Source organism: Pseudogemmobacter faecipullorum, from assembly GCF_020539525.1.
Lineage (GTDB): Bacteria > Pseudomonadota > Alphaproteobacteria > Rhodobacterales > Rhodobacteraceae > Pseudogemmobacter > Pseudogemmobacter faecipullorum.
This window is the reverse complement of sequence record NZ_JACDXX010000005.1, coordinates 216363-238072: the sequence shown is the minus strand read 5'-3', so window position 1 is coordinate 238072 and position 21710 is coordinate 216363. Positions and strand designations below refer to the sequence as shown.

The 21710-nt window shown below is 62.1% G+C and carries 25 protein-coding genes and 1 pseudogene; 14 read left to right on the top strand and 12 right to left on the bottom strand.

Annotated features, from left to right (window positions below):
• Positions 1–452 precede the first annotated feature (452 nt).
• The 8 genes from H0485_RS07730 (at position 453) to H0485_RS07700 (ending at position 7270) form a co-directional block, all read left to right on the top strand.
• A complete protein-coding gene (locus H0485_RS07730; RefSeq protein ID WP_226934787.1) occupies positions 453–1985 on the top strand; it encodes an acyl-CoA carboxylase subunit beta in 1533 nt (510 codons plus the stop codon).
• Positions 1986–2006: 21 nt separating this feature from the next.
• Positions 2007–2417: a DUF6497 family protein gene (locus H0485_RS07725; RefSeq protein ID WP_226934786.1), complete on the top strand. Its 411-nt coding sequence runs from the start codon at positions 2007–2009 to the stop codon at positions 2415–2417.
• A gap of 211 nt (positions 2418–2628) precedes the next feature.
• The gene (locus tag H0485_RS07720) at positions 2629–2769 is read left to right on the top strand and encodes a hypothetical protein (RefSeq protein WP_226934785.1); all 141 of its coding nucleotides are present in this window, start codon (positions 2629–2631) and stop codon (positions 2767–2769) included.
• 267 nt (positions 2770–3036) lie between these two features.
• Positions 3037–3165: a hypothetical protein gene (locus H0485_RS21660; RefSeq protein WP_255613411.1), complete on the top strand. Its 129-nt coding sequence runs from the start codon at positions 3037–3039 to the stop codon at positions 3163–3165.
• 120 nt (positions 3166–3285) lie between these two features.
• The gene (locus tag H0485_RS07715; protein ID WP_226934784.1) at positions 3286–3696 is read left to right on the top strand and encodes a hypothetical protein; all 411 of its coding nucleotides are present in this window, start codon (positions 3286–3288) and stop codon (positions 3694–3696) included.
• A 247-nt stretch (positions 3697–3943) separates the two neighbouring features.
• Positions 3944–4192, top strand: a complete 249-nt coding sequence (locus H0485_RS07710) for a DUF3482 domain-containing protein (RefSeq protein WP_226934783.1) — start codon at positions 3944–3946, stop codon at positions 4190–4192.
• Positions 4193–4345: 153 nt separating this feature from the next.
• Complete coding sequence (locus H0485_RS07705) at positions 4346–6349, top strand: acetyl-CoA carboxylase biotin carboxylase subunit (RefSeq protein WP_226934782.1); 2004 nt, start codon at positions 4346–4348, stop codon at positions 6347–6349.
• Positions 6350–6379: 30 nt separating this feature from the next.
• Complete coding sequence (locus H0485_RS07700; protein WP_255613410.1) at positions 6380–7270, top strand: restriction endonuclease; 891 nt, start codon at positions 6380–6382, stop codon at positions 7268–7270.
• Positions 7271–7277: 7 nt separating this feature from the next.
• Here the strand turns inward: H0485_RS07700 and H0485_RS07695 are convergent, their stop codons facing one another.
• The gene (locus H0485_RS07695; protein ID WP_226934780.1) at positions 7278–7748 is read right to left on the bottom strand and encodes a DUF4174 domain-containing protein; all 471 of its coding nucleotides are present in this window, start codon (positions 7746–7748) and stop codon (positions 7278–7280) included.
• A gap of 91 nt (positions 7749–7839) precedes the next feature.
• On the opposite strand from H0485_RS07695, the gene scpA reads away from it, so the two are divergent.
• Positions 7840–9966, top strand: a complete 2127-nt coding sequence (scpA, locus tag H0485_RS07690) for a methylmalonyl-CoA mutase (protein ID WP_226934779.1) — start codon at positions 7840–7842, stop codon at positions 9964–9966.
• 76 nt (positions 9967–10042) lie between these two features.
• Here scpA and H0485_RS07685 read toward each other — a convergent pair whose 3' ends face one another.
• The 9 genes from H0485_RS07685 to metG form a co-directional block, all read right to left on the bottom strand.
• Entirely contained in the window at positions 10043–10318 is a 276-nt protein-coding gene (locus H0485_RS07685; RefSeq protein ID WP_226934778.1) for a hypothetical protein, read from the bottom strand.
• Positions 10315–11004 carry a hypothetical protein gene (locus tag H0485_RS07680; protein WP_226934777.1) on the bottom strand — a complete coding sequence of 230 codons (690 nt, stop codon included), beginning with the start codon at positions 11002–11004 and terminating at the stop codon, positions 10315–10317. Before H0485_RS07680 ends, H0485_RS07685 begins: the two co-directional genes overlap by 4 nt.
• A 1-nt stretch (position 11005) precedes the next feature.
• Complete coding sequence (locus H0485_RS07675; RefSeq protein ID WP_226934776.1) at positions 11006–12400, bottom strand: APC family permease; 1395 nt, start codon at positions 12398–12400, stop codon at positions 11006–11008.
• Positions 12401–12405: 5 nt separating this feature from the next.
• Positions 12406–12582: a hypothetical protein gene (locus H0485_RS07670; protein ID WP_226934775.1), complete on the bottom strand. Its 177-nt coding sequence runs from the start codon at positions 12580–12582 to the stop codon at positions 12406–12408.
• Between the two features lie 9 nt (positions 12583–12591).
• On the bottom strand, positions 12592–12981 hold the full coding sequence (locus H0485_RS07665) for a hypothetical protein (protein WP_226934774.1): 390 nt from the start codon (positions 12979–12981) through the stop codon (positions 12592–12594).
• Positions 12974–13276, bottom strand: a complete 303-nt coding sequence (locus H0485_RS07660) for a hypothetical protein (protein WP_226934773.1) — start codon at positions 13274–13276, stop codon at positions 12974–12976. The genes H0485_RS07665 and H0485_RS07660 overlap by 8 nt, the downstream gene beginning before the upstream one ends.
• A 322-nt stretch (positions 13277–13598) precedes the next feature.
• Positions 13599–13889: a DUF2218 domain-containing protein gene (locus H0485_RS07655; RefSeq protein WP_226934772.1), complete on the bottom strand. Its 291-nt coding sequence runs from the start codon at positions 13887–13889 to the stop codon at positions 13599–13601.
• A 113-nt stretch (positions 13890–14002) separates the two neighbouring features.
• Positions 14003–14191, bottom strand: coding sequence for a hypothetical protein (locus H0485_RS07650; RefSeq protein WP_226934771.1), 189 nt, complete (start codon positions 14189–14191; stop codon positions 14003–14005).
• Between the two features lie 418 nt (positions 14192–14609).
• Complete coding sequence (metG, locus tag H0485_RS07645) at positions 14610–16328, bottom strand: methionine--tRNA ligase (protein ID WP_226934770.1); 1719 nt, start codon at positions 16326–16328, stop codon at positions 14610–14612.
• Positions 16329–16510: 182 nt separating this feature from the next.
• On the opposite strand from metG, the gene H0485_RS07640 reads away from it, so the two are divergent.
• The 4 genes and pseudogenes from H0485_RS07640 to H0485_RS07625 all read left to right on the top strand — a co-directional run.
• On the top strand, positions 16511–17551 hold the full coding sequence (locus H0485_RS07640; RefSeq protein WP_226934769.1) for an aldo/keto reductase: 1041 nt from the start codon (positions 16511–16513) through the stop codon (positions 17549–17551).
• 102 nt (positions 17552–17653) lie between these two features.
• Positions 17654–18241, top strand: coding sequence for a hypothetical protein (locus tag H0485_RS07635; RefSeq protein WP_226934768.1), 588 nt, complete (start codon positions 17654–17656; stop codon positions 18239–18241).
• The gene (locus tag H0485_RS07630; protein ID WP_226934767.1) at positions 18238–18747 is read left to right on the top strand and encodes a lipocalin/fatty acid-binding family protein; all 510 of its coding nucleotides are present in this window, start codon (positions 18238–18240) and stop codon (positions 18745–18747) included. The genes H0485_RS07635 and H0485_RS07630 overlap by 4 nt, the downstream gene beginning before the upstream one ends.
• 19 nt (positions 18748–18766) lie before the next feature.
• A pseudogene (locus tag H0485_RS07625) lies at positions 18767–19684 on the top strand (fatty acid desaturase); the annotation flags it as partial.
• A 135-nt stretch (positions 19685–19819) separates the two neighbouring features.
• Here H0485_RS07625 and H0485_RS07620 read toward each other — a convergent pair.
• On the bottom strand, positions 19820–20416 hold the full coding sequence (locus tag H0485_RS07620; RefSeq protein ID WP_226934766.1) for an NUDIX hydrolase: 597 nt from the start codon (positions 20414–20416) through the stop codon (positions 19820–19822).
• On the bottom strand, positions 20403–20822 hold the full coding sequence (locus H0485_RS07615; RefSeq protein WP_226934765.1) for a DUF983 domain-containing protein: 420 nt from the start codon (positions 20820–20822) through the stop codon (positions 20403–20405). Before H0485_RS07615 ends, H0485_RS07620 begins: the two co-directional genes overlap by 14 nt.
• A 276-nt stretch (positions 20823–21098) precedes the next feature.
• Here H0485_RS07615 and H0485_RS07610 point away from each other — a divergent pair, with 276 nt between their 5' ends.
• A complete protein-coding gene (locus H0485_RS07610; RefSeq protein ID WP_226934800.1) occupies positions 21099–21707 on the top strand; it encodes an RNA polymerase sigma factor in 609 nt (202 codons plus the stop codon).
• Positions 21708–21710: the final 3 nt, after the last annotated feature.

Below are 21710 nucleotides of genomic sequence, written 5' to 3'. Positions count from 1 at the left end.
GTGAATGGTGAATGTTGGAGGCTGGGACAGTCGGGCCTGAGAGAGCCGGCCTGTGCTCAGGCGAGTGAGCGTCAGGTTGGTGGGAGGGGAGTGCAGCGTCAAGCGATGCCGCCGGAGACCTTGGGGACGAGCTTCATGGAGGCCATGGATGCAGCGCCGCAGGGCGTACTTTGGTAGTTCATTGAAATATGACAATATAAATCAGGTTCGGCGAAAACTGGTCGTTATTCACCTTGTTTATGGTCGCCGAAAACCCGGAAAAGGGCCTTAATCGGCTGGTATTTCGACAGCTGTAACAACGCCCATGGCGGTTTGTCGAAGCTGTGGCGCTGAAATTCGCAAATATTCACTTTGCAGATTAATCATGGTCAATAATTTGCAAATTTACAAGGTTTCGTTTTGCTTTGCTGCGGCGCAACAATATTATCCTCGCGAATCCCGGGGAGGTTGCCATGAAAGATATCCTGCAAGAGCTGGAAGAGCGGCGCGCGGTAGCGCGGGCAGGGGGTGGCCAGCGCCGCGTTGAGGCGCAGCATGCCAAGGGCAAGCTGACGGCGCGCGAGCGGATCGAACTGCTGCTCGATGAAGGCTCATTCGAAGAATTTGATATGTTCGTGGCGCATCGCTGCACCGATTTCGGCATGGAGCGCGAGCGACCGCCGGGCGATGGCGTGGTGACCGGCTGGGGCACGATCAATGGCCGTATGGCCTATGTGTTCAGCCAGGATTTCACCGTTTTCGGCGGCTCGCTCTCGGAAACTCATGCGCAGAAAATATGCAAAATCATGGATATGGCGCTGCAAAACGGCGCGCCGGTGATCGGGCTGAACGATTCCGGCGGCGCGCGTATCCAGGAGGGCGTCGCCTCGCTTGCAGGCTATGCCGATGTGTTCCAGCGCAATGTGCTGGCGAGCGGTGTGGTGCCGCAGATCTCGGTGATCATGGGGCCCTGCGCCGGTGGTGCGGTCTATTCCCCGGCGATGACCGATTTCATCTTCATGGTGAAAGACAGCTCCTACATGTTCGTCACCGGCCCCGATGTGGTGAAGACGGTGACCAATGAGGTGGTGACGGCCGAAGAGCTGGGCGGCGCCTCGACCCATACCAGGAAATCCTCGGTCGCGGATGGTGCTTTCGAGAATGATGTCGAGGCCCTGGCCGAGATCCGGCGACTGTTCGATTTCCTGCCGCTGAACAACCGCGAGAAAGCGCCGGTCCGGCCGTTCTTTGATGATCCGGCCCGGGTCGAGCAGAGCCTTGACACCCTGATCCCGGCCAATCCGAACCAGCCCTATGATATGAAGGAACTGATCACGAAAATCGCCGATGAGGGTGATTTCTACGAGATCCAGAAGGATTATGCCGGCAATATCATCACCGGCTTCATCCGTATCGAGGGCCAGTCGGTCGGCGTGGTGGCCAATCAGCCGATGGTGCTGGCGGGCTGTCTCGATATCGACAGCTCGCGCAAGGCGGCGCGTTTCGTGCGCTTCTGCGATGCTTTTGAGATCCCGCTGCTGACCCTCGTTGATGTGCCGGGCTTCCTGCCGGGCACGTCGCAGGAATATGGCGGGGTGATCAAACATGGCGCGAAACTGCTCTTCGCTTATGGCGAGGCGACGGTGCCGAAGGTTACGGTGATCACCCGCAAGGCCTATGGCGGCGCATATGATGTGATGTCATCGAAACATCTGCGCGGCGATTTTAACTATGCCTGGCCCACGGCCGAGATTGCGGTGATGGGGGCCAAAGGCGCGGTCGAGATCCTCTACCGTTCGGAACTGGGCGATAAGGAAAAAATCGCCGAACGCACCCGCGATTATGAGGACCGTTTCGCCAATCCCTTCGTAGCGGCGGAAAAAGGTTTCATTGATGAGGTGATCCAGCCGCGTTCGACCCGGCGCCGGGTGGCAAGGGCCTTTGCCAGCCTGCGCAATAAGAAGCTGTCAAACCCGTGGAAGAAGCACGACAATATCCCTCTGTGAACAATCGCAAAGGGGGATCGGATGGCAATGGCAGGGCATAGGGTCAGTCTGCTGATGGCGACAGTCGCCATGCTGCTGGCGGGCTGCAAAGAAGAGGCGGCAGCGGCGCAAGAGGGGCTGGCGCTTCCTTCCGGCCGGCCGGTCAGCTTCCTTGATATTGTCACCGATACCGCCGGGGCGGCGGGCGCTACGGCGCGGTTTCGCTTCATTGATACGACGCTGCAACAGGGTGAGGACCGAAGCGAGGATATGCAGGCTTTGTGTGACACATATGCTTTGGGGCGGGTCGATGGCATGGTGCCCGCGCCGCAGCAGATCGTGATCACGCTTGCCGATCGCGAACTGCCCTATGGCGAGGCGCATCCCGAGGCTGTGCAGTTTTTTGAGGCCTATGGCATCAAAAACGGCTCCTGCATCTGGGAGATCTTCTGAGCATGCTACCAGATGTGGTGATCTGTCGCGGCTTTGCGCCTTGCGCTGATGTAATCGAGTCACAGAAGCATGACTTGGCTGCAGGCCAGTATGTTTTGCCCGATGTTTCCGCTAGTCTCGCTGCAGGCCCAACCCAAGTGGCCTTACCCTCGCAAAGGGGCGGCTCCGGTATTGTGCCGGTTATAAGCCCCGGAAAATTAAGGAGTAGAGGATGTCGAGCACCCTGCGTATCGTTATGGCCCTGGCCGTTGTTGGCACCATGGCTGCCTGCGCGAAGAAAACTGAGGAAGCCGTCGTCTATATTGACGAGCCGGTTTCGGTCGAGCCGGTCTATACCGGCAAGTATAAGTAAGAATACCGGCCGGCCCCTCCGCTTTTGCGGCGGGAGGGCCGGCCAATCTGCCCCGGCCAGTCGGGGCCGGATTGCTGCTCTGAGCCCGCTTCAGCTGTCAGAGCAGATGCGCCCGTTTCAGCAGGGCGCCGCACCCTCTGTTGCGGCGGGTGAAATTTATTTGCATCGCTTTGAGCCCATTGCATTTCCCTCCATTTCGTACGTTTCCTCTGTCACGGCACCACAATGTTGTGTGGCCTGTCACAATGATTCGCACTGGAGGTTGTCATGCGCAACGTTGCTATCGTTACCCTGCTCGCTCTCACCACCCTGGCCGCCTGCGCCAAGAAAACTGAGACCGTTGTTGTTGCTGAGCCGGTTTCGGCTGAGCCGGTTTACACCGGCAAGTACAAGTAATTGTACCCGGCGGCCCCGGATCTGTGATCCGAGGGCTGCCACCCTCCGTGCAGCCACCCTCGCTGGCGCAGGCCTGGTGTTGCGGCTAAAACCCGGTTCCGAAGCAAGAGGAACCGCATCATGCTGAAGCACAGGGGTTTCCCGGGCCGTCTGCCGGGATCAGATTTTCAGTTCGTTATCCGCCGCGCCAATCTCAAGAAGGGCGGGGCGACCAAAATTATCCGCCGCGAACGGTTCAAAGACCGTAAACACATTGACCGTGTCGCGGATGAGGCCTTCATGGCGGCGCTGTGGCGCCAGTTCGGCGAAGAGCCGTTTGAGCGCGGCAATCTCGATGCCGGCCGCCTGTCCTGGCTGTTCGGGCGCGAGGTCGTGCCTGCCGAGGATCCTTTCGATCCCGCTTCTTACTACGCCATGCTGCGCATTGACGTGAAGCGTGCCGAGGCCGCTTTCCCGAAAGTCTTCGCCAAAGACGCCGAAGAGGCATTCTTCTTCGATGAGGAAGACGATGACGACTGGGAGGAGGACTGATGCGCCGCTCCCTCTGTTCTTCTGCAGCCGGGCGCTGCAACTGCGGGCTGTATAGCCTGGCAGTGCAGTGGCCTGCCGTCAGCAGACAGGGGGAGGGCTCTGGCCTGGTTCCGGCGCAGTCGCAGAATTGCGCCCGGCCTGGCGCTTTTCCGCTTCCCGTTTGCGTGAGCGGATACTCAGCATCTTTCCCGAAAGATTTGCTTGCAGTAGACTCCGGGGTAATCAAAAACCAACGAGGCAGTCTGTCATGCGTAAATCTCTCCTGCTCCTCCCGATTCTTGCCCTCTCGCTCGCCGGTTGTGTCGGCGGCAATGGCTATAACAATGGTTACGGCAACGGCGGCCAGCCGCTCAACTCGGCAGCGGTGCGCACCATTGGTGGCGCGGCAACCGGCGCACTGGTTGCTGGCGCAACCGGCGGCTCGAAAACTCAGGGCGCGCTCATCGGCGCTGTCGCCGGCGGTGGCTCCTGCCTCGCAACCAACAACTGCTACTGATCTGAACACAGCGTCCCGGCAGCCTGCCGGGATGCAGAACGATCAGCCCGGCAGGGTAAAGTTTCATGCTGAATCAGGGTCTTCCGGTCATAATGACCGGAAGGCCCTTTTTGTTGTTCCGCCCCCTGGTCCGGGCCGGGACGAGGGAGAGAGATGTTCAAGAAGATCCTGATCGCCAATCGCGGCGAAATCGCCTGCCGGGTCATCAAAACCGCGCGCAAAATGGGCATTCAGACAGTGGCCGTCTATTCGGATGCTGACCGCAATGCCCTGCATGTGAAAATGGCGGATGAGGCGGTCTATATCGGCCCGCCGCCGGCCAGCCAGTCCTATATCGTCATCGATAAAATCCTTGAGGCGATCCGGCAGACCGGGGCTGAGGCGGTGCATCCGGGCTATGGTTTCCTGTCGGAGCGGATGGATTTCGCTGCGGCGCTGGAGGCGATGGGCGTGGTCTTCATCGGCCCGCCCAGCCCGGCGATTGAGGCGATGGGCGATAAGATCACCTCAAAAAAACTGGCCCAGGAGGCGGGGGTCTCGACCGTTCCGGGCTATATGGGGCTGATTTCGGATGCGGATGAGGCGGTGAAAATCTCCGGTCAGATCGGCTATCCGGTGATGATCAAGGCCAGCGCGGGCGGCGGCGGCAAGGGCATGCGCATCGCCTGGAATGCCGAAGAGGCGCGCGAAGGCTTTGAGAGCTCAAAGAATGAGGCCGCGAGCAGCTTTGGCGATGACCGGATCTTCATCGAGAAATTCGTCACCCAGCCGCGCCATATCGAGATCCAGGTTCTGGCTGATAAACACGGCAATACCCTCTATCTGCACGAGCGCGAATGCTCGATCCAGCGCCGCAATCAGAAGGTGATCGAAGAGGCGCCTTCGCCCTTCCTTGATGAGGCGACCCGCAAGGCGATGGGCGAGCAGGCCTGCGCGCTGGCGGCGGCGGTGGGCTATACTTCGGCCGGCACGGTTGAGTTCATCGTTGATGGTAGCCGCAATTTCTACTTCCTCGAGATGAACACCCGCCTGCAGGTCGAGCATCCGGTGACCGAGCTGATCACCGGCATCGATCTGGTGGAGCAGATGATCCGGGTTGCGGCGGGCGAGAAGCTGCCGTTCAAACAGGAAGATCTGAAGATCAACGGCTGGGCGATGGAAAGCCGGCTATATGCCGAGGATCCTTACCGCAATTTCCTGCCCTCAATCGGCCGTCTGACCCGCTACCGGCCGCCGGCCGAGGGCGCGACGGCGCGCGGCGGCATCGTGCGCAATGATACCGGCGTCTTTGAGGGCGGCGAGATCTCGATGTATTACGACCCGATGATCGCCAAACTCTGCACCTGGGGGCCGACCCGGGGCGAGGCGATCGAGGAAATGCGGGTGGCGCTCGATACATTCGAGGTCGAGGGCATCGGTCATAACCTGCCCTTCGTCGCCGCAGTGATGGATCACCCGAAATTCATCTCCGGCAATATCACCACCGCCTTTATCGCCGAGGAATATCCCGAGGGCTTCCAGGGCGCGAGGCTTGGGGAAGCCGATCTGCAGCGCATTGCGGCAGCGGCAGCGGCGATGAACCGCGTGGCCGAGATCCGGCGCACCCGGATCTCGGGCACCATGGACAATCACCAGCGCCGCGTCGGCGATCACTGGGTGGTCAGCATCGGCGAGCGCGATTTCGCGCTCAGGGTTTCGGCTGACCGTGAGGGCTCGACCGTGCATTTCGCCGATGGCGAAAGCCTGCGCGTCAGCTCGGACTGGGTGCCGGGCCAGTCGCTGGCGCATCTGCAGGTCGGGGGCGAGCCCCTGGTGCTCAAAGCCGATAAAATCCCGATGGGCTTCCGCATCCGCGCCCGCGGTGCCGATCTGAAGGTCCATGTCCGCAGCCCGCGCGCTGCGGAACTGGCGAAACTCATGCCTGAGAAGCTGCCACCTGACACCTCGCGCTTCCTGCTCTGCCCGATGCCGGGCCTGGTGGTGAAGATCCAGGTGGAAGAGGGCCAGGAGGTGCAGGAGGGTCAGGCTCTGGCCACGGTCGAGGCGATGAAGATGGAAAACATCCTCAAAGCCGAGCGCAAAGGCTTGGTGAAACAGATCAGGGCGAAGGTGGGAGAAAGCCTGCGCGTTGATGATGTGATTATGGAGTTTGAATAATCCATGCCTGTCCCGGATTTTCAGACATTCATGCGACCGGTTCTGCAGGAAGTCGCGGATCGGGGCCAGGTTCAGGCGCGCGAGCTGACGGGCTATGTTGCTGACCGGATGGGGCTCAGCGAGGAGGATCGCGCTGAACTGGTCTCATCGGGAAATAAAACCCGCGTATTCGATCGGGTGGCCTGGGCAGGGACATATCTTTGCCAGGCCGGCTTACTCGAACGGCCGAGAAGGGCGGTTTTGCAAATTACTGCAGAGGGTCGGAATGCGCTCATCAGCGCCCCGGACCGGATCACGAGGGTCTGGCTTGCGGAACTATCGCCGCAGTTCCGGGCATTTTCATCCGGTCCTTCAGATGCCGCAGCCAGCCCGGGAGCAGTCCTTGCTGAGCCAGAGGCAGGAGCGCTTACGCCGGATGAAGCGATCCGCAATGCCCATCGCCAGCTTGATGATGCACTCGGGCTGGAGCTGATAGAACGGTTGGTCAATGCCACCCCGGTGTTCTTTGAGCATACGATCCGCGAGTTGTTGCTTAAGATGGGTTATGGCAGCGGCCCGCAAGCTGCGGATGTTGTCGGCGGCGCGGGGGATGACGGGGTTGACGGCGTCGTCAATCTCGACACGCTCGGAGTAGATCAGGTGTATTTCCAGGCAAAGCGTTACCGTCAGGACCTGGCAGTGGGTTCCGGTGCGTTACGGGATTTCTTTGGTGCGCTGGCGTTGAAAGATGTGACCAAAGGGATTTTCGTAACAACGGCGCGCTTCTCAGATTCCGCCAGATCTACCGCCGAAAAGCTGAACAAGCGGATTGTTCTGATCGACGGGCCAGAGCTGGCGCGTCTGCTGATCCGCTTTTCAGTGGGCTGTCGGGTGCGGGACACATTTCAGGTCTCTGAGATTGAGGAGGACTTTTTCGAGTGACCCGCGATCACCGCCCCGCCGGGTTACGCTCCAGCGCTTCGGTTCTGGCAATCGGCATCTTGTCGATCGTGTTCAGAACCTCGCGCGCGGCGCGCGGGCTGGGGCGGCGGATCGGGGATTTCCAGTCCTTGTCCATCATCACCAGCGAAAAGCCGCGCGGGCGCAGCTTGTGGCGCAGGGGCGAGGGGTTAGCCGGATCGGTATCGGTGATCAGCACCACATCCCGGGCGGCAAACTGGGCATAAAGCGGCGGCAAGAGCTCCATCTGGCGGATGAAATTCGGGTCATTGGGGCTGTCGGCAAAGACAATCACCGGGCGGCGCCGGAACAATTCACCGGCCTCGCTGATCTCAGCGGCCGGGACAGGTCCGAAAGCGGCGGCAGGGGGCAAAGCCTCCTCTGCCTCCCCGGCCAGAAGATATGAGGGGGCCAGGGCTGCGAGCGCGGCCAGGCTGAAAAGGGAACGGCGGTCGAGCATTTGATCCATAGTCCAGATATAGGACAGGGTCGGCAAAACCCCAAGCGGCGAGAGACAGGCCTGCCTGTTTTTTGCAAAGGGAGACAGTGAGATGAGTGATCTGAAAGCCTGGGAAAGCCTCGCCACGAAAGAGCTGAAGGGCAAAGAACCCTCAAGCCTGAACTGGCAGACGCTTGAGGGGATTGAGGTCAGGCCGCTTTACACTGCGGCCGATGTCGTGGGCCTGCCGCAGATGGATGAACTGCCGGGCATTGCCCCCTTTACCCGTGGCCCGCGCGCGACCATGTATGCCGGCCGCCCCTGGACGATCCGGCAATATGCCGGCTTCTCGACCGCCGAGGAGAGCAACGCTTTCTACCGCAAGAACCTCGCCGCCGGGCAGCAGGGGGTCTCGGTCGCCTTCGATCTGGCAACCCATCGCGGCTATGACAGCGACCATCCGCGCGTGGTGGGCGATGTCGGCAAAGCAGGCGTCGCCATCGACTCGGTCGAGGATATGAAGATCCTGTTCGACGGCATTCCGCTCGATAAGGTATCGGTTTCGATGACGATGAATGGCGCGGTGATCCCGATCCTCGCCAGCTTCATCGTCGCGGGTGAAGAGCAGGGTCATGATAAATCCCTGCTCTCGGGCACCATTCAGAATGACATTCTGAAAGAATTCATGGTGCGCAATACCTATATCTACCCGCCCGAACCCTCGATGAAGATCATCGCTGATATCATCGAATATACGTCGAAAGAGATGCCGAAGTTCAATTCGATCTCGATCTCGGGCTATCATATGCAGGAGGCGGGGGCGAACCTCGTCCAGGAGCTGGCCTATACGCTCGCCGACGGGCGCGAATATGTGCGCGCCGCGCTCAAGGCCGGGATGAGCGTTGATGATTTCGCCGGGCGGCTGTCGTTCTTCTTTGCCATCGGCATGAATTTCTTCATGGAAGTGGCCAAGCTGCGCGCCGCGCGGATGCTCTGGACCCGGATCATGCAGGAGTTCGAGCCGAAGAAGCAGTCTTCGCTGATGCTGCGCACCCATTGCCAGACCTCGGGCGTGTCGCTGCAGGAGCAGGATCCCTATAATAACGTGATCCGCACCGCCTATGAGGCGATGTCAGCCGCGCTTGGCGGCACGCAGTCGCTGCATACCAATGCGCTCGATGAGGCGATTGCGCTGCCGACCGAATTTTCGGCCCGGATCGCGCGCAATACCCAGCTGATCTTGCAGGAAGAGACCGGCATCACCCATGTCGTCGACCCGCTGGCGGGCAGCTATTATGTCGAGAGCCTGACCGCCGAGCTGGCCGAAAAAGCCTGGGCGCTGATCGAGGAGGTCGAGGCCATGGGGGGCATGACCAAGGCCGTGGCCTCGGGCATGCCGAAACTGCGCATCGAAGAGACGGCGGCGAAGCGCCAGGCGATGATCGACCGCGGCACCGAGGTGATCGTTGGCGTCAATAAATATCGCAAAGAGAAAGAGGATCCGATCGACATCCTCCAGATCGACAATATGGCGGTGCGGGACAGCCAGATCGCCCGTCTGAACCAGATCCGGGCCTCGCGTGACCAGCTGGCCTGCGATGCGGCGCTGCTGGAGCTGGGCCGGCGCACGGTTGAGGGCGGCAATCTGCTGGAAGCAGCGGTTGAATGCGCCCGGGCGCGCGCGACTTTGGGCGAGATTTCGCTGGCGATGGAAGGCACATTCGGGCGGCACAGGGCGGAGGTGAAGACTTTGGCAGGGGTTTACGGTGCCGCCTATCAGGGCGATGAGGGCTTTGAGGCGATTCAGCGCAATGTCGAGGCCTTTGCCGAGGAAGAGGGCCGCCGCCCGCGTATGCTGGTGGTGAAAATGGGTCAGGACGGCCATGATCGCGGTGCAAAAGTCATCGCCACCGCTTTTGCCGATATCGGTTTCGATGTTGACGTTGGTCCGCTGTTCCAGACCCCGGAAGAGGCGGCTCAGGATGCGGTTGATAATGACGTGCATATCGTCGGCATCTCTTCTCAGGCGGCCGGTCATAAAACGCTTGCGCCTTTGCTGATCGAGGCGCTGAACAAGGCGGGCGCGGGCGATATTATGGTGATCTGTGGCGGGGTGATCCCGCAGCAGGATTACGACTTCCTGAAAAACGCCGGCGTAAAGGCGATCTTCGGCCCGGGCACCAATATCCCCGATGCGGCGAAAGAAATCCTCGATCTGATCCGCGCCACGCGGCGCTGAGCTCTGCTCAGGCGAAAAGAAAAAGGGCGGGCCCGCAAAGGCCCGCCCTTTTGCCCTCGGCGCGGGTTCGCTTCCCTCAGCCTGCGGCGCGGTGGTGATAGAGGGCGCTGCGGATCCGGGCGCGTTTATAGGCATCGAATATTGCCATGGCATGGACGAAAAACGCCCCGGCATAGCGGCCGGTAAAGCTGACATCCGGGCCGGCGGTCACGGCGGTAAAGCCGCCAAGCAGCATGAGGAAGAACAGAAAGATCAGCCCGCGCTGAGCCTCGCCGTTCCAGACCTGACCCGAAGCCGGCAAAAGCAGCGCCGAGGCCAGCACGAGATATGGGTTGGGCGGGGCTTTTGTCATGCGCATTTCCTCTCACATCCCGGGCTCAATATGTCATCGCGCAGGGCCGCCAGCCCGGCCAGCAGCGGTGCCAGATCTGCGGGGGCGAGGGGGATATTGCCCATCTCGGCCTCGCGAAAGATCAGATAGCGGCCGCGATCGGCTTCATCGGCCAGCCAGCTCAGCCGCAGCCCCTCGGGCGCGATCACCAGCTCTTTCAGGCGCGGATCGGCAAACAGATGGCTGTGACGGCGCAAAAGCGCCGCCTCGCCGGGGGTTAGCGGCTGTTCCGAGCGCAGCCCGGCATCATAGGGCAAACCCTCGCCGGGCCGGGTCTGAAAGGCCAGGTCATGAAAGGCCGAGAAAGCCTCGGCCCCGCGCGGCCGGATCATCAGATGAATGCGCTGGCGCAAAGGCAGCGGGCAGGGCTGGGTCACCAGCAGCCATAAAGTCGGCAGCTTGCGATAGGTCAGCGTGTCGGGGATGATCTGCAGATCGGTCTCAACCCCCTGAATTTCGCCGGAAACCCGGGGAAATCCGCAAGGGGTGATCTGCTGGCGCAGCCGCTGCATCTGCGGCAGGACGGCTGAGAAATACCCTGCGCGCCGCTCCCGGCGCGCAAGGCTGGCCTGATAGAGACGAAGGGCCAGAACGGCCAGCCCTCCGCCAAAGACCAGCAGCAGCAGGGGCAAAAGCGCTGCTGTCACCTTAATAGCCCCGGGGCTTTGGCCAGGGCATGGTGAACTGGGCGCCGCGGTTGACGAAGCGATAGCGCCAGAAGTGGAACCACAGCGAAACGACGATATAGAAAGAGATCATCGCCACCAGCTGGGTGCCATAGCCGAGGAAGACCGCGAAGAAGGTCGTGCCGCAAAGCAGCAGCATGGCAATCGCCGGGATCGGGTGGAACGGATGCACATAGCCGCGGGCAATGCTGTCGAGCGGCCATTTGCGGCGGAACTGGATGATGTTCAGCGGCATGAAAGTATAGCCCAGCAGGCCTGAGAGGATCGAGAAGGTGATCACCTGATCAATCGGCGCGCCAAGCGCGAAGATCAGGGCAATCGGCACCAGGAAGATAATGGCGCGGTAGGGGGTGCGGTAGCGCGGATGCACCGCCCCGAACCAGCCCGGCAGATAGCGGTCGCGCCCCATGGCAAACCAGGCGCGGCTCGCGTCATTGATACAGCCATTGGCCGAGGCCAGGGTGGCAAACAAAGTGCCGATGCCGAGGAAGACCATCAGCAGGCTGGAGCCGGAGAGCCGCGCCGCGTCAAACAGCGGCACCCCGGCCTGACCGAGATATTCCCATGGCATCAGCCCCGAGCAGACATACCAGGTCAGCGTGGCGGCAATCGCCAGCGTCATCACCCCGGCGAGCGTGCCGAAGGGCAGCGAGCGGGCGGGAGAGCGGACTTCCTCGGCGGCCTGGGTGGTGCCCTCGATGCCGAGATAATACCACAGGCCGAAATGCATCGCCGCCAGGATCCCCAGCGAACCATAGGGCAGCGCCGCCTGGCCCGACATCAGCGCCTCATGCATCAGCGGGCTCGGGGTGAAGATGCCAGAGGTGGCGAGGAACAGGGTGATCACCGCGGTAAAGGCAAAAGCGGTGATCACCAGGTTGAAGGTCAGCGTTGCCAGCACGCCGCGGTAATTCAGCCAGGCGAGGAACATGATCGCAAGGATGATGAAGGGGCGCTGGTCAACCCCGCCACTATGGCCCGACATGATCGCCACGGTATCAATCAGGAAACCGACGGTGATCGCATTCGCCGCTTCGAGCATCGTATAGGCGAAGACCAGATAGAGCCCGACATTGAAGGCCATCAGCGGCCCGACGATATGCTTGGCCTGGGTATACTGGCCCCCGGCGGCGGCGACGGTTGAGGTCACCTCGGAATCGATCATCGCCACGCAGGTATAAAGGATGCCGGCGAACCAGCAGGCCATCAGCGCCGCATAGGCCCCGCCTTTGCCGACGGCAAAGTTCCAGCCCATATATTCGCCGACCAGCACGATACCGACGCCAAGCGCCCAGACATGGGCCGGGCCGAGCACGCGGGCGAGGCCGACATGTTCAGTGGAAGGTGTGGATGTCATATGTTTCAGCCCCGGTGATGATGCTGTTCTTCGGTGAGCGCTTCCAGCTCTCCTTCGCGCGACGAGGTCAGAAACTCTTCGCTATAGGCCTGGTCGGTGCGGATCCAGTCGATCAGGATGAAAAGACCAAAGATCGCCGAGGCCGCCCAGGCTGCCAGTTCAAGATAGTTCCAAAGATCCATATCCTGGCCTCACTTCCCAAATTTCTCTGCGATAACATCGCGATACTCTTTCTCGGAGAAGCGCAGCAGCATGGCATAATAGCCGACGATCACCACGATCATCACCAGAAGCGCGCCCAGAGAGAAGGAATAGTCAAAACGCGGCGTGATCAGTTCGGCGGCGCTTGCGGCATCGCTGAAGCCCAGTTTCTGCCACTGGCCGACCATGGCGGCATTCTGGCCAAGGGCCTCCCATGTCGGTTCGGCAATTTCGCGGGGGATTTTGGAGGAGCCGGCCAGACCCAGCCAGAGCGGGATATAAAGCGCGCCGATCGCCATGATCAGCAGCACGATGACATCGACAACCTGGCCAATTTTGCCCTGAACCGGGGCGGAATAGCGGTGAAGGTGCTCAGCCATATTTGCGCTTCCTTCTGGCTGCCCGCGCCTCGTCGAGGAAGCGGATGTCGAGCCCGTACATGAAGTCACGGTCCTCGCGGTAATGGCCGAGCATGGCGACGATTGCGGCGGTGTTAAACATCAGCACCACCGCGCCGCCGACCAGCAGCGCACTGCGCGCCGCAGTGCTGGGGGCGAGGTGCCAGGTCCCGAGCGCAACGAAGATAATGGCAAACCACAATCCTAGAACGAAGGCCCAGGCCACCGTCGTGTCACGCCGGTGCATGGCCTCGATCCGCTTTGACAGATCAGACAAAGTCATTCCTCCCTGAGGCCCTTTTTTAAGAAGGGCGACCCCGGGGCCGTCGGGGGCACCTCGTGGACGTAAGAATATCTTTTTCCCCACAGTGAGCGCAGGCAGTGACATTCTGTCAATAAATCTTTGCGGAGTTTTCCCTGTTTTTATTGGGGAAACCGGCCGTTTTTCCGGCCAGAGCGCTGACAAGACGCTGGGGAATATGGGGAATTCCGGCAGTACCCGCCAAAAATAAAACACCGCCAGCCGGGACGGCGGGCGGTGTTCACAGGCGGTTCAGGGCATATACGCCGGGCGCGGGGCTGTTGCGGCGCGCATGGCTTCAGGCGTCGAGCGTCCAGCTGAAACCTGAAAATCCGTCGCGGAAGGCAAAGGTGACCAGGTGTTTGTCGATGACATAACGCGCTTCGATCACCGCGCGCAGATCCCCGCCCGAGACCTGAACCGTCAGCGCCCCGGCATCGGCCTTCAGCACAGCCGGGCCCTGGTTCAGCATGGCCTGGCCCTGGCTCTCATCATAGCTGACCTCAATTTTATGACCAAAATGCTTCAGCAGCTGCTGCAGATAACGCGAGGCATTCTGCGTCTCAAAACGTGCGGTTGAGGTGAGCATGGCATAATCCTTCTGATTTACTCAGGAATTATGCCGGCAGCGCAGGATTTTCAAGGGGAAGGGGGGCAGCGAAGGGCAGCGGGGCGATCCTTGCGCGGACCGCCCCGCCACGATCAGGGGGCTTCGCTGAAAACCGCCGGGGCTGGTTCCGGTCTGAGGATCTGGCCGGGCAGGGTGCCGGTGATCATATCGCGGGGCATCAGGATCAGCACCATCAGCGAGACCCAGGCGATTGCGAAGAGTAAAATCCCAAGGGAAACAGAGCGCGATGGCGCTGCTGGGATCCGGACTGGTTCGGACATCATCTTCTCCCGTTCTGGCAGCTTAGGGATTCGAGGCCGTGGCCGGATCATGACAGAGAATGGCCGGTCTGTCCTCCCTGGTTCGGCCTTTTGGGCGGAAAATATTCCGGCAGCGGCAGCCTCAGGGGAATTTGTGCCGGGATTACCTTTGGTAAAGCTTAATGCCAGAATATTCTTCGCAGGCGCAGCATATGACATGCAGCCCGGCCGGGACTGATATGGCCGGATAAATCCGCGGCCTGCAGCCGCCGCGGGCGGTGCTGATCCTGCGGCATAGCCTTCCTGTGCTGGCTTTGTGCCGCGAGAGGGGGCCGGGACGCCAGCGCTGTGACCAAAGAAAACCCCGGCGCAGCAACTGCACCGGGGCGATGATCATCGGCTCTCTGGCCTGCAGGATTTCGGCAGGCTGCGGTGTGGATCAGCTGCGGATGCCGGCGAATTGTTCGGCCCAGGCGGCGCGTTCCTCATCGGTGATTTTGCGGAACAGGTTTTCCGGCACGGTGAAATCGTCACCGGCCTTAATCACCGACAAGGCTTCGGCAATATCGCCCGGCCAGGCGCTGTCGTGATTGCCCATGGCCTGCATCATGGCCGCCGAGGCATCGGGGATGAAGGGCGCCGAAAGCACCGCATAGAGCCGCACGAGGTTCAGACCAAAGCGCACGATGGCCTCAGCCGCCACCGGATCGGTCTTGATCACCGACCAGGGCGCAGCCGCCTGCAGATATTCATTGCCGGCAACCCAGATCGCGCGCAGTTCCGCTGCGGCTTTGCGGATCTCAATCGTCTCCATCAGCCGCTCATATTCGCGGATGCGGGCGGTCAGATCCGCGATCAGCGCCGCCTCACGCTCGCCATAGCTGCCGCCGGCAGGCACGGTCTCGCCGCATTTCGATTTGGCGAATTTGGTGATCCGGCTGACGAAATTGCCCAGAACATCGGCGAGGTCCTTGTTCACCGAGACCTGGAAATTATCCCAGGTGAATTCGCTGTCTGCACTTTCGGGCGCATGGCTCAGCAGCCACCAGCGCCAGTAATCCGAGGGCAGGATCGACAGGGCCTGGTCCATAAACACGCCGCGCCCGCGCGAGGTCGAGAATTGGCCGCCATCATAATTCAGATAATTGAACGACTTAAGGTAGTCGACCATCTTCCAGGGCTGACCCGAACCCAGAATGGTGGCCGGGAAGGACAGGGTGTGGAAGGGCACGTTATCTTTGCCCATGAACTGGTAATAGGTGACATCTTCGGCACCTTTGTCGGTGCGCCACCAGCTTTGCCATTCGGCCTCAGCCTTGCCGTTCTTCTCAGCCCATTCGGCGGCGCAGGCGATATATTCAATCGGCGCATCGAACCAGACATAGAAGACCTTGCCCTCCATGCCCGGCCAGGGCTGATCGCCCTTCTGCACCGGAATGCCCCATTTCAGATCGCGGGTGATGCCGCGATCCTGCAGCCCGTCGCCATCATTCAGCCATTTCTTTGCAATCGAGGTGGTCAGGACCGGCCAGTCGGTCTTGCTGTCGATCCAGGCCTCGATCTGATCCTTCATTGCCGACTGGCGCAGGTAGAGATGGCGGGTCTCGCGCAGCTCGAGATTGCCCGAACCCGAGATGGTCGAGCGCGGATTGATCAGATCGGTCGGATCGAGCTGCTTGGTGCAATTGTCGCACTGATCGCCGCGCGCCGAGTCAAAGCCGCAGTTCGGGCAGGTGCCCTCGATATAGCGGTCGGGCAGGAAGCGGGCATCGTCGATCGAATAGAACTGCTGCTCGGAAACCTCGCGGATATAGCCCTGATCGGCGAGAGCGGCGGCGAAGGCCTGGGTCAGTTTATGGTTCTGCGGGCTCGATGAGCGGCCGAAATGATCGAAAGACAGGCGAAAGCCCTTGGCCAGTTCCGCCTGAACCTCATGCATCTCGCGGCAATAGTCCTCAACCGGCTGACCGGCTTTGGCCGCGGCCAGCTCGGCGGGCGTGCCGTGCTCATCCGTGGCGCAAAGGAACATCACCTCATGGCCGCGTCCGCGCATATAGCGGGCGAAAAGATCCGCCGGCAGCTGCGAGCCGACCAGATTGCCCAGATGCTTGATCCCGTTGATATAGGGGATCGCAGAGGTGATGAGGATCCGTGACATGGATGCGCCTTTCGACCGATGTGGCGAGCGGTTTAGCGTGGCTTGACTTAAAGGGCCAGAGCCTGGCTGGTGCCGGGGCGGGTGAAACTGACGCAGAGGGGCGCGCATGGCGGCGATGCCGGCCGCCCGGGGCTTGCCAGCACCGCACCGAGAACCCAAGGCTTGGGCTGAAAGGAAATGATATGCGTATGATTCCCCTTGGCCGCAGCGGCCTGACTGTTTCAGAGATCTGCCTCGGCACCATGACCTGGGGCAGTCAGAACACAGAGGCAGAGGGCCATGCTCAGGCCGATCTGGCGTTTGAGCGCGGCGTGACCTTCTGGGACACGGCTGAAATGTATCCGGTCAATCCGGTGCTGGCCGAGACCGCAGGGCGCAGCGAAGAGATTATCGGCAGCTGGCTGGCGGCACGCGGCGGACGCGAGCGGCTGGTGCTGGCCACCAAAGTCACCGGCAAGGGGCAGATCCTGCGCCCGGGAGAGCCGGTCACCGCCGCCAGCCTGCGCGCAGCGCTCGAAGGCTCGCTGCGGCGGTTACAGACCGATTACGTCGATCTCTATCAGATCCACTGGCCGAACCGTGGCTCATATCACTTCCGGCAGAACTGGGATTTCGCCCCCGAGGGCATCGACCGCGCCGCCGAAACCGCGGCGATGACTGCCATTCTGACCGAGGCGCAGAAGCTGATTGCCGAGGGCAAGATCCGCGCCATTGGCCTGTCGAATGAAACCGTCTGGGGCACGGCGCGCTGGCTGCATCTGGCCGATACGCTGGGTCTGCCGCGCATGGTCAGCAGCCAGAATGAATATTCGCTGCTCTGCCGCCAGTTTGACACCGATCATGCCGAGCTGTCTCTGGTCGAGGATATGCCGCTTCTCGCCTATTCGCCGCTGGCCACCGGGCTTTTGTCGGGCAAATATGCCGGTGATGTGATCCCCGAAGGCAGCCGCCGCGCCCGGGTGCCGGAACTGGGCGGGCGGGTAACGCCGCGGGTCTTCCCGGCGGTGGCGGCCTGTCTCGGCATTGCCGCGCGCCACGGGCTTGATCCCTGCCAGATGGCGATTGCCTTCTGCCGCTCGCGCCCCTTCAGCACCATTCCGATCATTGGTGCCACCACGCTGGCGCAGCTGGAGACCAATATCGGTGCCGCCGGGCTGCACCTCAGCCCGGAAGTGCTGGAGGAAATCGCCATCAGCCATCGCAGCCATCCAATGCCGTTCTGAGGCCGATGCGGCTTGCCCCGGCACAGGGTTTCGGGGCAAGCTGGCGGGGTTGTGAGCAGATCCGGACGGCGGGATAAGCCGGTGTCAGCAGGAAGTGATATCATGCGCTTATGGCGTTGCGCGGCTTACGGGCTGCTGCTTGTCTCTCTGGCGGGCTGTCTTGGCAGCGGCGGAGGATCGGGCGGGGGATCGGGCGCATCCCCAGGCCGCGGCAATCCAATCACCGGCGATGCGATTGCAGTGAGCGCGCTCGGCGCTCCGCCACCGGCTCAGCCTGCCTCTGCAGCGGCCCCGGCTGCGGCACTGGTCGCGCCAGCGCAGGCAGTGGCAGGGCAACCCGGGGCCGGGGCGCCAGCCGCTGAGACCCCTGGCAACGCCCAGACCCCTGGCAAAGCTGAGCCCCCTGGCAAAACAGCGGCGGATCCGGCCCCGCTGCCCGAGGATGCTGCAGTCAAAAGCCCGGGCCAGCTCGCCTGCGAAAAGCGCAAGGGCCAGTGGTCGGGAACCGCCAGCGGCTTTGGCACCTGTGTCAGCTATACCAAAGATGCCAGCAAAAGCTGCAGCCGCTCGGGCGATTGCCAGGGCGAATGCCTTGCCCGGTCCGGCAGCTGCTCTCCGGTGACGCCGCTTTACGGCTGTCATGAAATTCTCGATGCAATGGGGCGGCTTATGACGCAATGTCTGCAATGAAACACAGGATTGCACTGCTGGTGCTTGCGGCTTTGCTGGCGGGCTGCGCCCCTGGCCCCCAGGGGGTGACCCGCACGGTTTACCGCAACAGCGCCACGCCGATCTGGTCAGCCGCTGCCTTCCTTCCGGCCCGGATCGAGGGCGAATGGCGCCAGGTCGCCGCCTTCAGCGCCGGGGAGACCCCGGGCTGCCGTCCCGGCGCTTTGCGCTTCCAGCGCGGCGCATCGGGGCTGGAGGTGAGCGGCCAGCTCTGCCTGAACGGCGCGCTGAGCCGGGTCTCGGGCCCGGTCAGCAGCACCGGCCCCGGGCGGCTGGCGGTGCCTGGCATGGGCGAATGGTGGGTGATCTGGGTCGACAGCGGGTATCGCACCCTCGCCATTGCCACGCCGGGCGGTGAGTTTGGCTTCGTGCTCGACCGCGGCGCGATCAGTGGCGACCGGCTGCGCGCCGCCGCCGAGATCTTTGATTTCAACGGCTATCCAAAATCCCGGCTGCGCAGTTTCTGACGGGGCGGAGCGGCGCTGAATGCGGCCGGGCGCGGGCCGTATGAAAATCCGTTTTGCGCCACCCCGGGCTTTGGCTAATCTCAGCCTGGATTTGAACCGGGGGCAGGGTCTGATGCTGGCGGATCACGAAGGAGAGGGCGGCGCGTGCGGCAGCGGCAGTGGCAGCGGTGGTGGGGCCTGGCGCGAGGAGGGGCCGACGCTGCTTTTGCTGGCGCTGACCTATGCGCTCTGGCTCTGGGCCATCAGCGGGCTCTGGCAGGTCTCGCCGCTGCTGGCGGTGTTGCTGGCCGCGCTTTGTGCGACGCAGCATTCTTCGCTGCAGCATGAGGCTCTGCATGGCCATCCCACGCGCTATGAGGCGCTGAACCATCTGCTGGTCTTCCTGCCGATCGGGTTTTTCTACCCCTGGCTCAGGTTTCGTGACACCCATCTGGCGCATCATTTCGACCCGGCGCTGACCGATCCCTGGGATGATCCGGAATCCAATTACCTGGACCCCGGGGTCTGGCAGGCGCTGCCGCGCTGGCGGCAGGCGCTGCTGCGGCTGAACAATACCCTTGCCGGGCGGATGCTGCTCGGGCCGCTTATCGGCTGGCTCAGCTTTATCGCCGGCGATCTGCGGCTGATCCGGGCCGGGGATCGCCGGGTGCGGCTGGGCTGGATGCTGCATGGCGCGGGTCTTGTGCTTGTGCTGGCGCTGCTGTGGTCTCTGGGCGGAATGGGGGTCTGGCCCTGGCTGATCTCCTGCTACCTGGCGGCGGCGATCCTGAAGATCCGCACCTTTCTTGAGCACCGCGCACATGCGGCGTTTCGTGCCCGTACCGTGGTGGTCGAAGATCGCGGCCCTCTGGCTTTTTTGTTCATGAACAATAATTTACACGTTGTTCATCACATGCATCCGAGCCTGCCCTGGCACCGGCTGCCCAAAGTCTATGCCGGGAAAAAGCAGCATTACCTGCGCCGCAATGAGCAGTATCTCTATCAGAGCTATGCCGGGATTTTCCGCCGCTATTTCCTGCGGGCCAAAGATCCGGTGCCGCATCCGGTCTGGCCGGTGCTGCCGGGGCGCGGCTCAGAGGATGCGGTGAAACTGCGGTCGGCTGCCGGAATTGTCGAAGAAGGGCACGCCGGGCTGGCTGCCGCCGCGGAGCAGATTGCCGACCTCGCTGAGCACGATCTCGGTGATGAAGGGCAGATCAAGCGCCCGCGCCTCGGTCAGACCTATCCAGTGCAGATGTGACAGCTCATCCTCGGCCTGCGAAAAATCCAGCGGATCGGTCTGCAGCGCCGCAGCATCGGCCAGGAAAAACCGCGCGTCAAAGCGGCGGGTATCGCCGGGCGGGGTAATGGCGCGGAAAATATAGCGCAGCCGCACCGCGCCGGGGTGAAAGCTCTGCCCGGTCTCTTCCTCCAGTTCACGCAGCGCGGCAGTGACCAGAGCGCCGGGGCTGTCAGAGCCGCGGGCGAGCCGCGCCGCGCAGAGCGGCGCCAGCGGAGAAAGATCGCCCGGCAGATCCTCAGCACCGCTGGCGCCGCCGGGGAAGACATATTTTGAGGGCATGAACACGGCCCTGGCACCGCGTTGTCCCATCAGAACCTGTGCGCCGGTTGCTGAGGGGCGCACAAGAACCAGGGCTGCAGCGTCGCGTATCTGCTCAGCCGCGCTCATTATCGCCGAAACCATGCATGCGGCGTGACCATTGCAGAGCTACAAAAGCCCCTTTGAGGCGCGGCAACAGGTAGAGCGACATGACGATACAGGCCACCGAAAGCGCAATGCCGGTCAGCAGCGGATCGGGATCCCAATGGGTCCAGAGCATCAGCATGATCGGGCCAATGATATGGCCGACAATGAGAATGGTCATATAGGCCGGGCCGTCATCGGCACGCTGGTGGTGCAGATCCTCTTTGCAGACCGGGCAGCTGTCGCGCACCTTCAGATAGCTCTTCAGGATCGGACCGGCCCCGCAGGCCGGGCAGCGGCAGCGCCAGCCCCGCAAAATAGCAGGCCAGAGCGGCCGCTCTTCGCTTACGGGATGGTCAGTCGCAGCAAGTGTGGCTTCAGTCGTGGGCATAGAAATACCTATCAGACACAGATTCTGTTTGCCCGGGTAACCTAGGCAATCGCCCTGAGCCTTTACAGTGGTCTTTCCGTCGCAGGGCGCAATTTCATTACCGGGATCGCGCAAATTTTTTTCACTCTTTTCAATTTTTTGCGACGGAAACCGCGGGGCTTCACGTTTCAGCTGTAATCAAAGCGGCCTGTGCGGATGCTGCTGGCGGTGCTTTCAGGTAATGGGTGAGGCAGTTTTGGCATTGGTGATAATCCGGGTTAACAGTTTGGGGTGAGCATGGCCCGGGATATGCAGAATGAGCCGGATGACGCCGCATTGCTGGCGCTTTACGGCAGCGGAGACCCGCAGGCGGCGCGGCTGCTTGCGGCGAGGCTGCTGCCGCGTGTGCTCGGCTTTGCCACCCGGATGCTGGGCGGTGACCGGGCCGAGGCCGAGGATGTGGCCCAGGAGGCCATGCTCCGGCTCTGGCGGGCGGCGCCTGGCTGGCGCAGCGGCGAGGCTCAGGTCAGCACCTGGCTCTACCGGGTGACGGCCAATCTGGTGACCGACCGGCTGCGCAGCCGGCAACGGCGGCGGCTCAATGCCGGCGGCGGAGAACTCAGCCTCGACGAGGCGGTGGATCCGCCCGATGACAGCCCCGGTGCCGAGGCGCGGCTGATCGCCGCCGAGCGGCTGGCGGCGCTGGATCAGGGCCTCGCGGGCCTGCCGGAACGGCAGCGTCAGGCCCTGGTGCTGCGCCATATCGAGGGCCTCTCCAACCCCGAGATTGCCATGGTGATGGGGCTGGGGGTGGAGGCGGTGGAAAGTCTGACGGCGCGGGCGCGGCGCGGCCTTGCCACCTTGTTGCAGGACCGGCGCGAAAGCCTTGGATTTGAGGGAGATTAAGCG

What these genes read in the sequence shown, in the direction of transcription:
- H0485_RS07685 (WP_226934778.1), bottom strand. Translation starts at nt 10,318, where the DNA reads ATGACAAAAGCCCCGCCCAACCCATATCTCGTGCTGGCCTCGGCGCTG.
- H0485_RS07700 (WP_255613410.1), top strand. Translation starts at nt 6,380, where the DNA reads ATGCGACCGGTTCTGCAGGAAGTCGCGGATCGGGGCCAGGTTCAGGCG.
- H0485_RS07715 (WP_226934784.1), top strand. Translation starts at nt 3,286, where the DNA reads ATGCTGAAGCACAGGGGTTTCCCGGGCCGTCTGCCGGGATCAGATTTT.
- H0485_RS07630 (WP_226934767.1), top strand. Translation starts at nt 18,238, where the DNA reads ATGAAACACAGGATTGCACTGCTGGTGCTTGCGGCTTTGCTGGCGGGC.
- H0485_RS07670 (WP_226934775.1), bottom strand. Translation starts at nt 12,582, where the DNA reads ATGGATCTTTGGAACTATCTTGAACTGGCAGCCTGGGCGGCCTCGGCG.
- H0485_RS07665 (WP_226934774.1), bottom strand. Translation starts at nt 12,981, where the DNA reads ATGGCTGAGCACCTTCACCGCTATTCCGCCCCGGTTCAGGGCAAAATT.
- metG (WP_226934770.1), bottom strand. Translation starts at nt 16,328, where the DNA reads ATGTCACGGATCCTCATCACCTCTGCGATCCCCTATATCAACGGGATC.
- H0485_RS21660 (WP_255613411.1), top strand. Translation starts at nt 3,037, where the DNA reads ATGCGCAACGTTGCTATCGTTACCCTGCTCGCTCTCACCACCCTGGCC.
- H0485_RS07720 (WP_226934785.1), top strand. Translation starts at nt 2,629, where the DNA reads ATGTCGAGCACCCTGCGTATCGTTATGGCCCTGGCCGTTGTTGGCACC.
- H0485_RS07655 (WP_226934772.1), bottom strand. Translation starts at nt 13,889, where the DNA reads ATGCTCACCTCAACCGCACGTTTTGAGACGCAGAATGCCTCGCGTTAT.
- H0485_RS07725 (WP_226934786.1), top strand. Translation starts at nt 2,007, where the DNA reads ATGGCAATGGCAGGGCATAGGGTCAGTCTGCTGATGGCGACAGTCGCC.
- H0485_RS07675 (WP_226934776.1), bottom strand. Translation starts at nt 12,400, where the DNA reads ATGACATCCACACCTTCCACTGAACATGTCGGCCTCGCCCGCGTGCTC.
- H0485_RS07710 (WP_226934783.1), top strand. Translation starts at nt 3,944, where the DNA reads ATGCGTAAATCTCTCCTGCTCCTCCCGATTCTTGCCCTCTCGCTCGCC.
- H0485_RS07610 (WP_226934800.1), top strand. Translation starts at nt 21,099, where the DNA reads ATGGCCCGGGATATGCAGAATGAGCCGGATGACGCCGCATTGCTGGCG.
- H0485_RS07635 (WP_226934768.1), top strand. Translation starts at nt 17,654, where the DNA reads ATGCGCTTATGGCGTTGCGCGGCTTACGGGCTGCTGCTTGTCTCTCTG.
- H0485_RS07620 (WP_226934766.1), bottom strand. Translation starts at nt 20,416, where the DNA reads ATGAGCGCGGCTGAGCAGATACGCGACGCTGCAGCCCTGGTTCTTGTG.
- H0485_RS07650 (WP_226934771.1), bottom strand. Translation starts at nt 14,191, where the DNA reads ATGTCCGAACCAGTCCGGATCCCAGCAGCGCCATCGCGCTCTGTTTCC.
- scpA (WP_226934779.1), top strand. Translation starts at nt 7,840, where the DNA reads ATGAGTGATCTGAAAGCCTGGGAAAGCCTCGCCACGAAAGAGCTGAAG.
- H0485_RS07730 (WP_226934787.1), top strand. Translation starts at nt 453, where the DNA reads ATGAAAGATATCCTGCAAGAGCTGGAAGAGCGGCGCGCGGTAGCGCGG.
- H0485_RS07705 (WP_226934782.1), top strand. Translation starts at nt 4,346, where the DNA reads ATGTTCAAGAAGATCCTGATCGCCAATCGCGGCGAAATCGCCTGCCGG.
- H0485_RS07695 (WP_226934780.1), bottom strand. Translation starts at nt 7,748, where the DNA reads ATGCTCGACCGCCGTTCCCTTTTCAGCCTGGCCGCGCTCGCAGCCCTG.
- H0485_RS07640 (WP_226934769.1), top strand. Translation starts at nt 16,511, where the DNA reads ATGCGTATGATTCCCCTTGGCCGCAGCGGCCTGACTGTTTCAGAGATC.
- H0485_RS07615 (WP_226934765.1), bottom strand. Translation starts at nt 20,822, where the DNA reads ATGCCCACGACTGAAGCCACACTTGCTGCGACTGACCATCCCGTAAGC.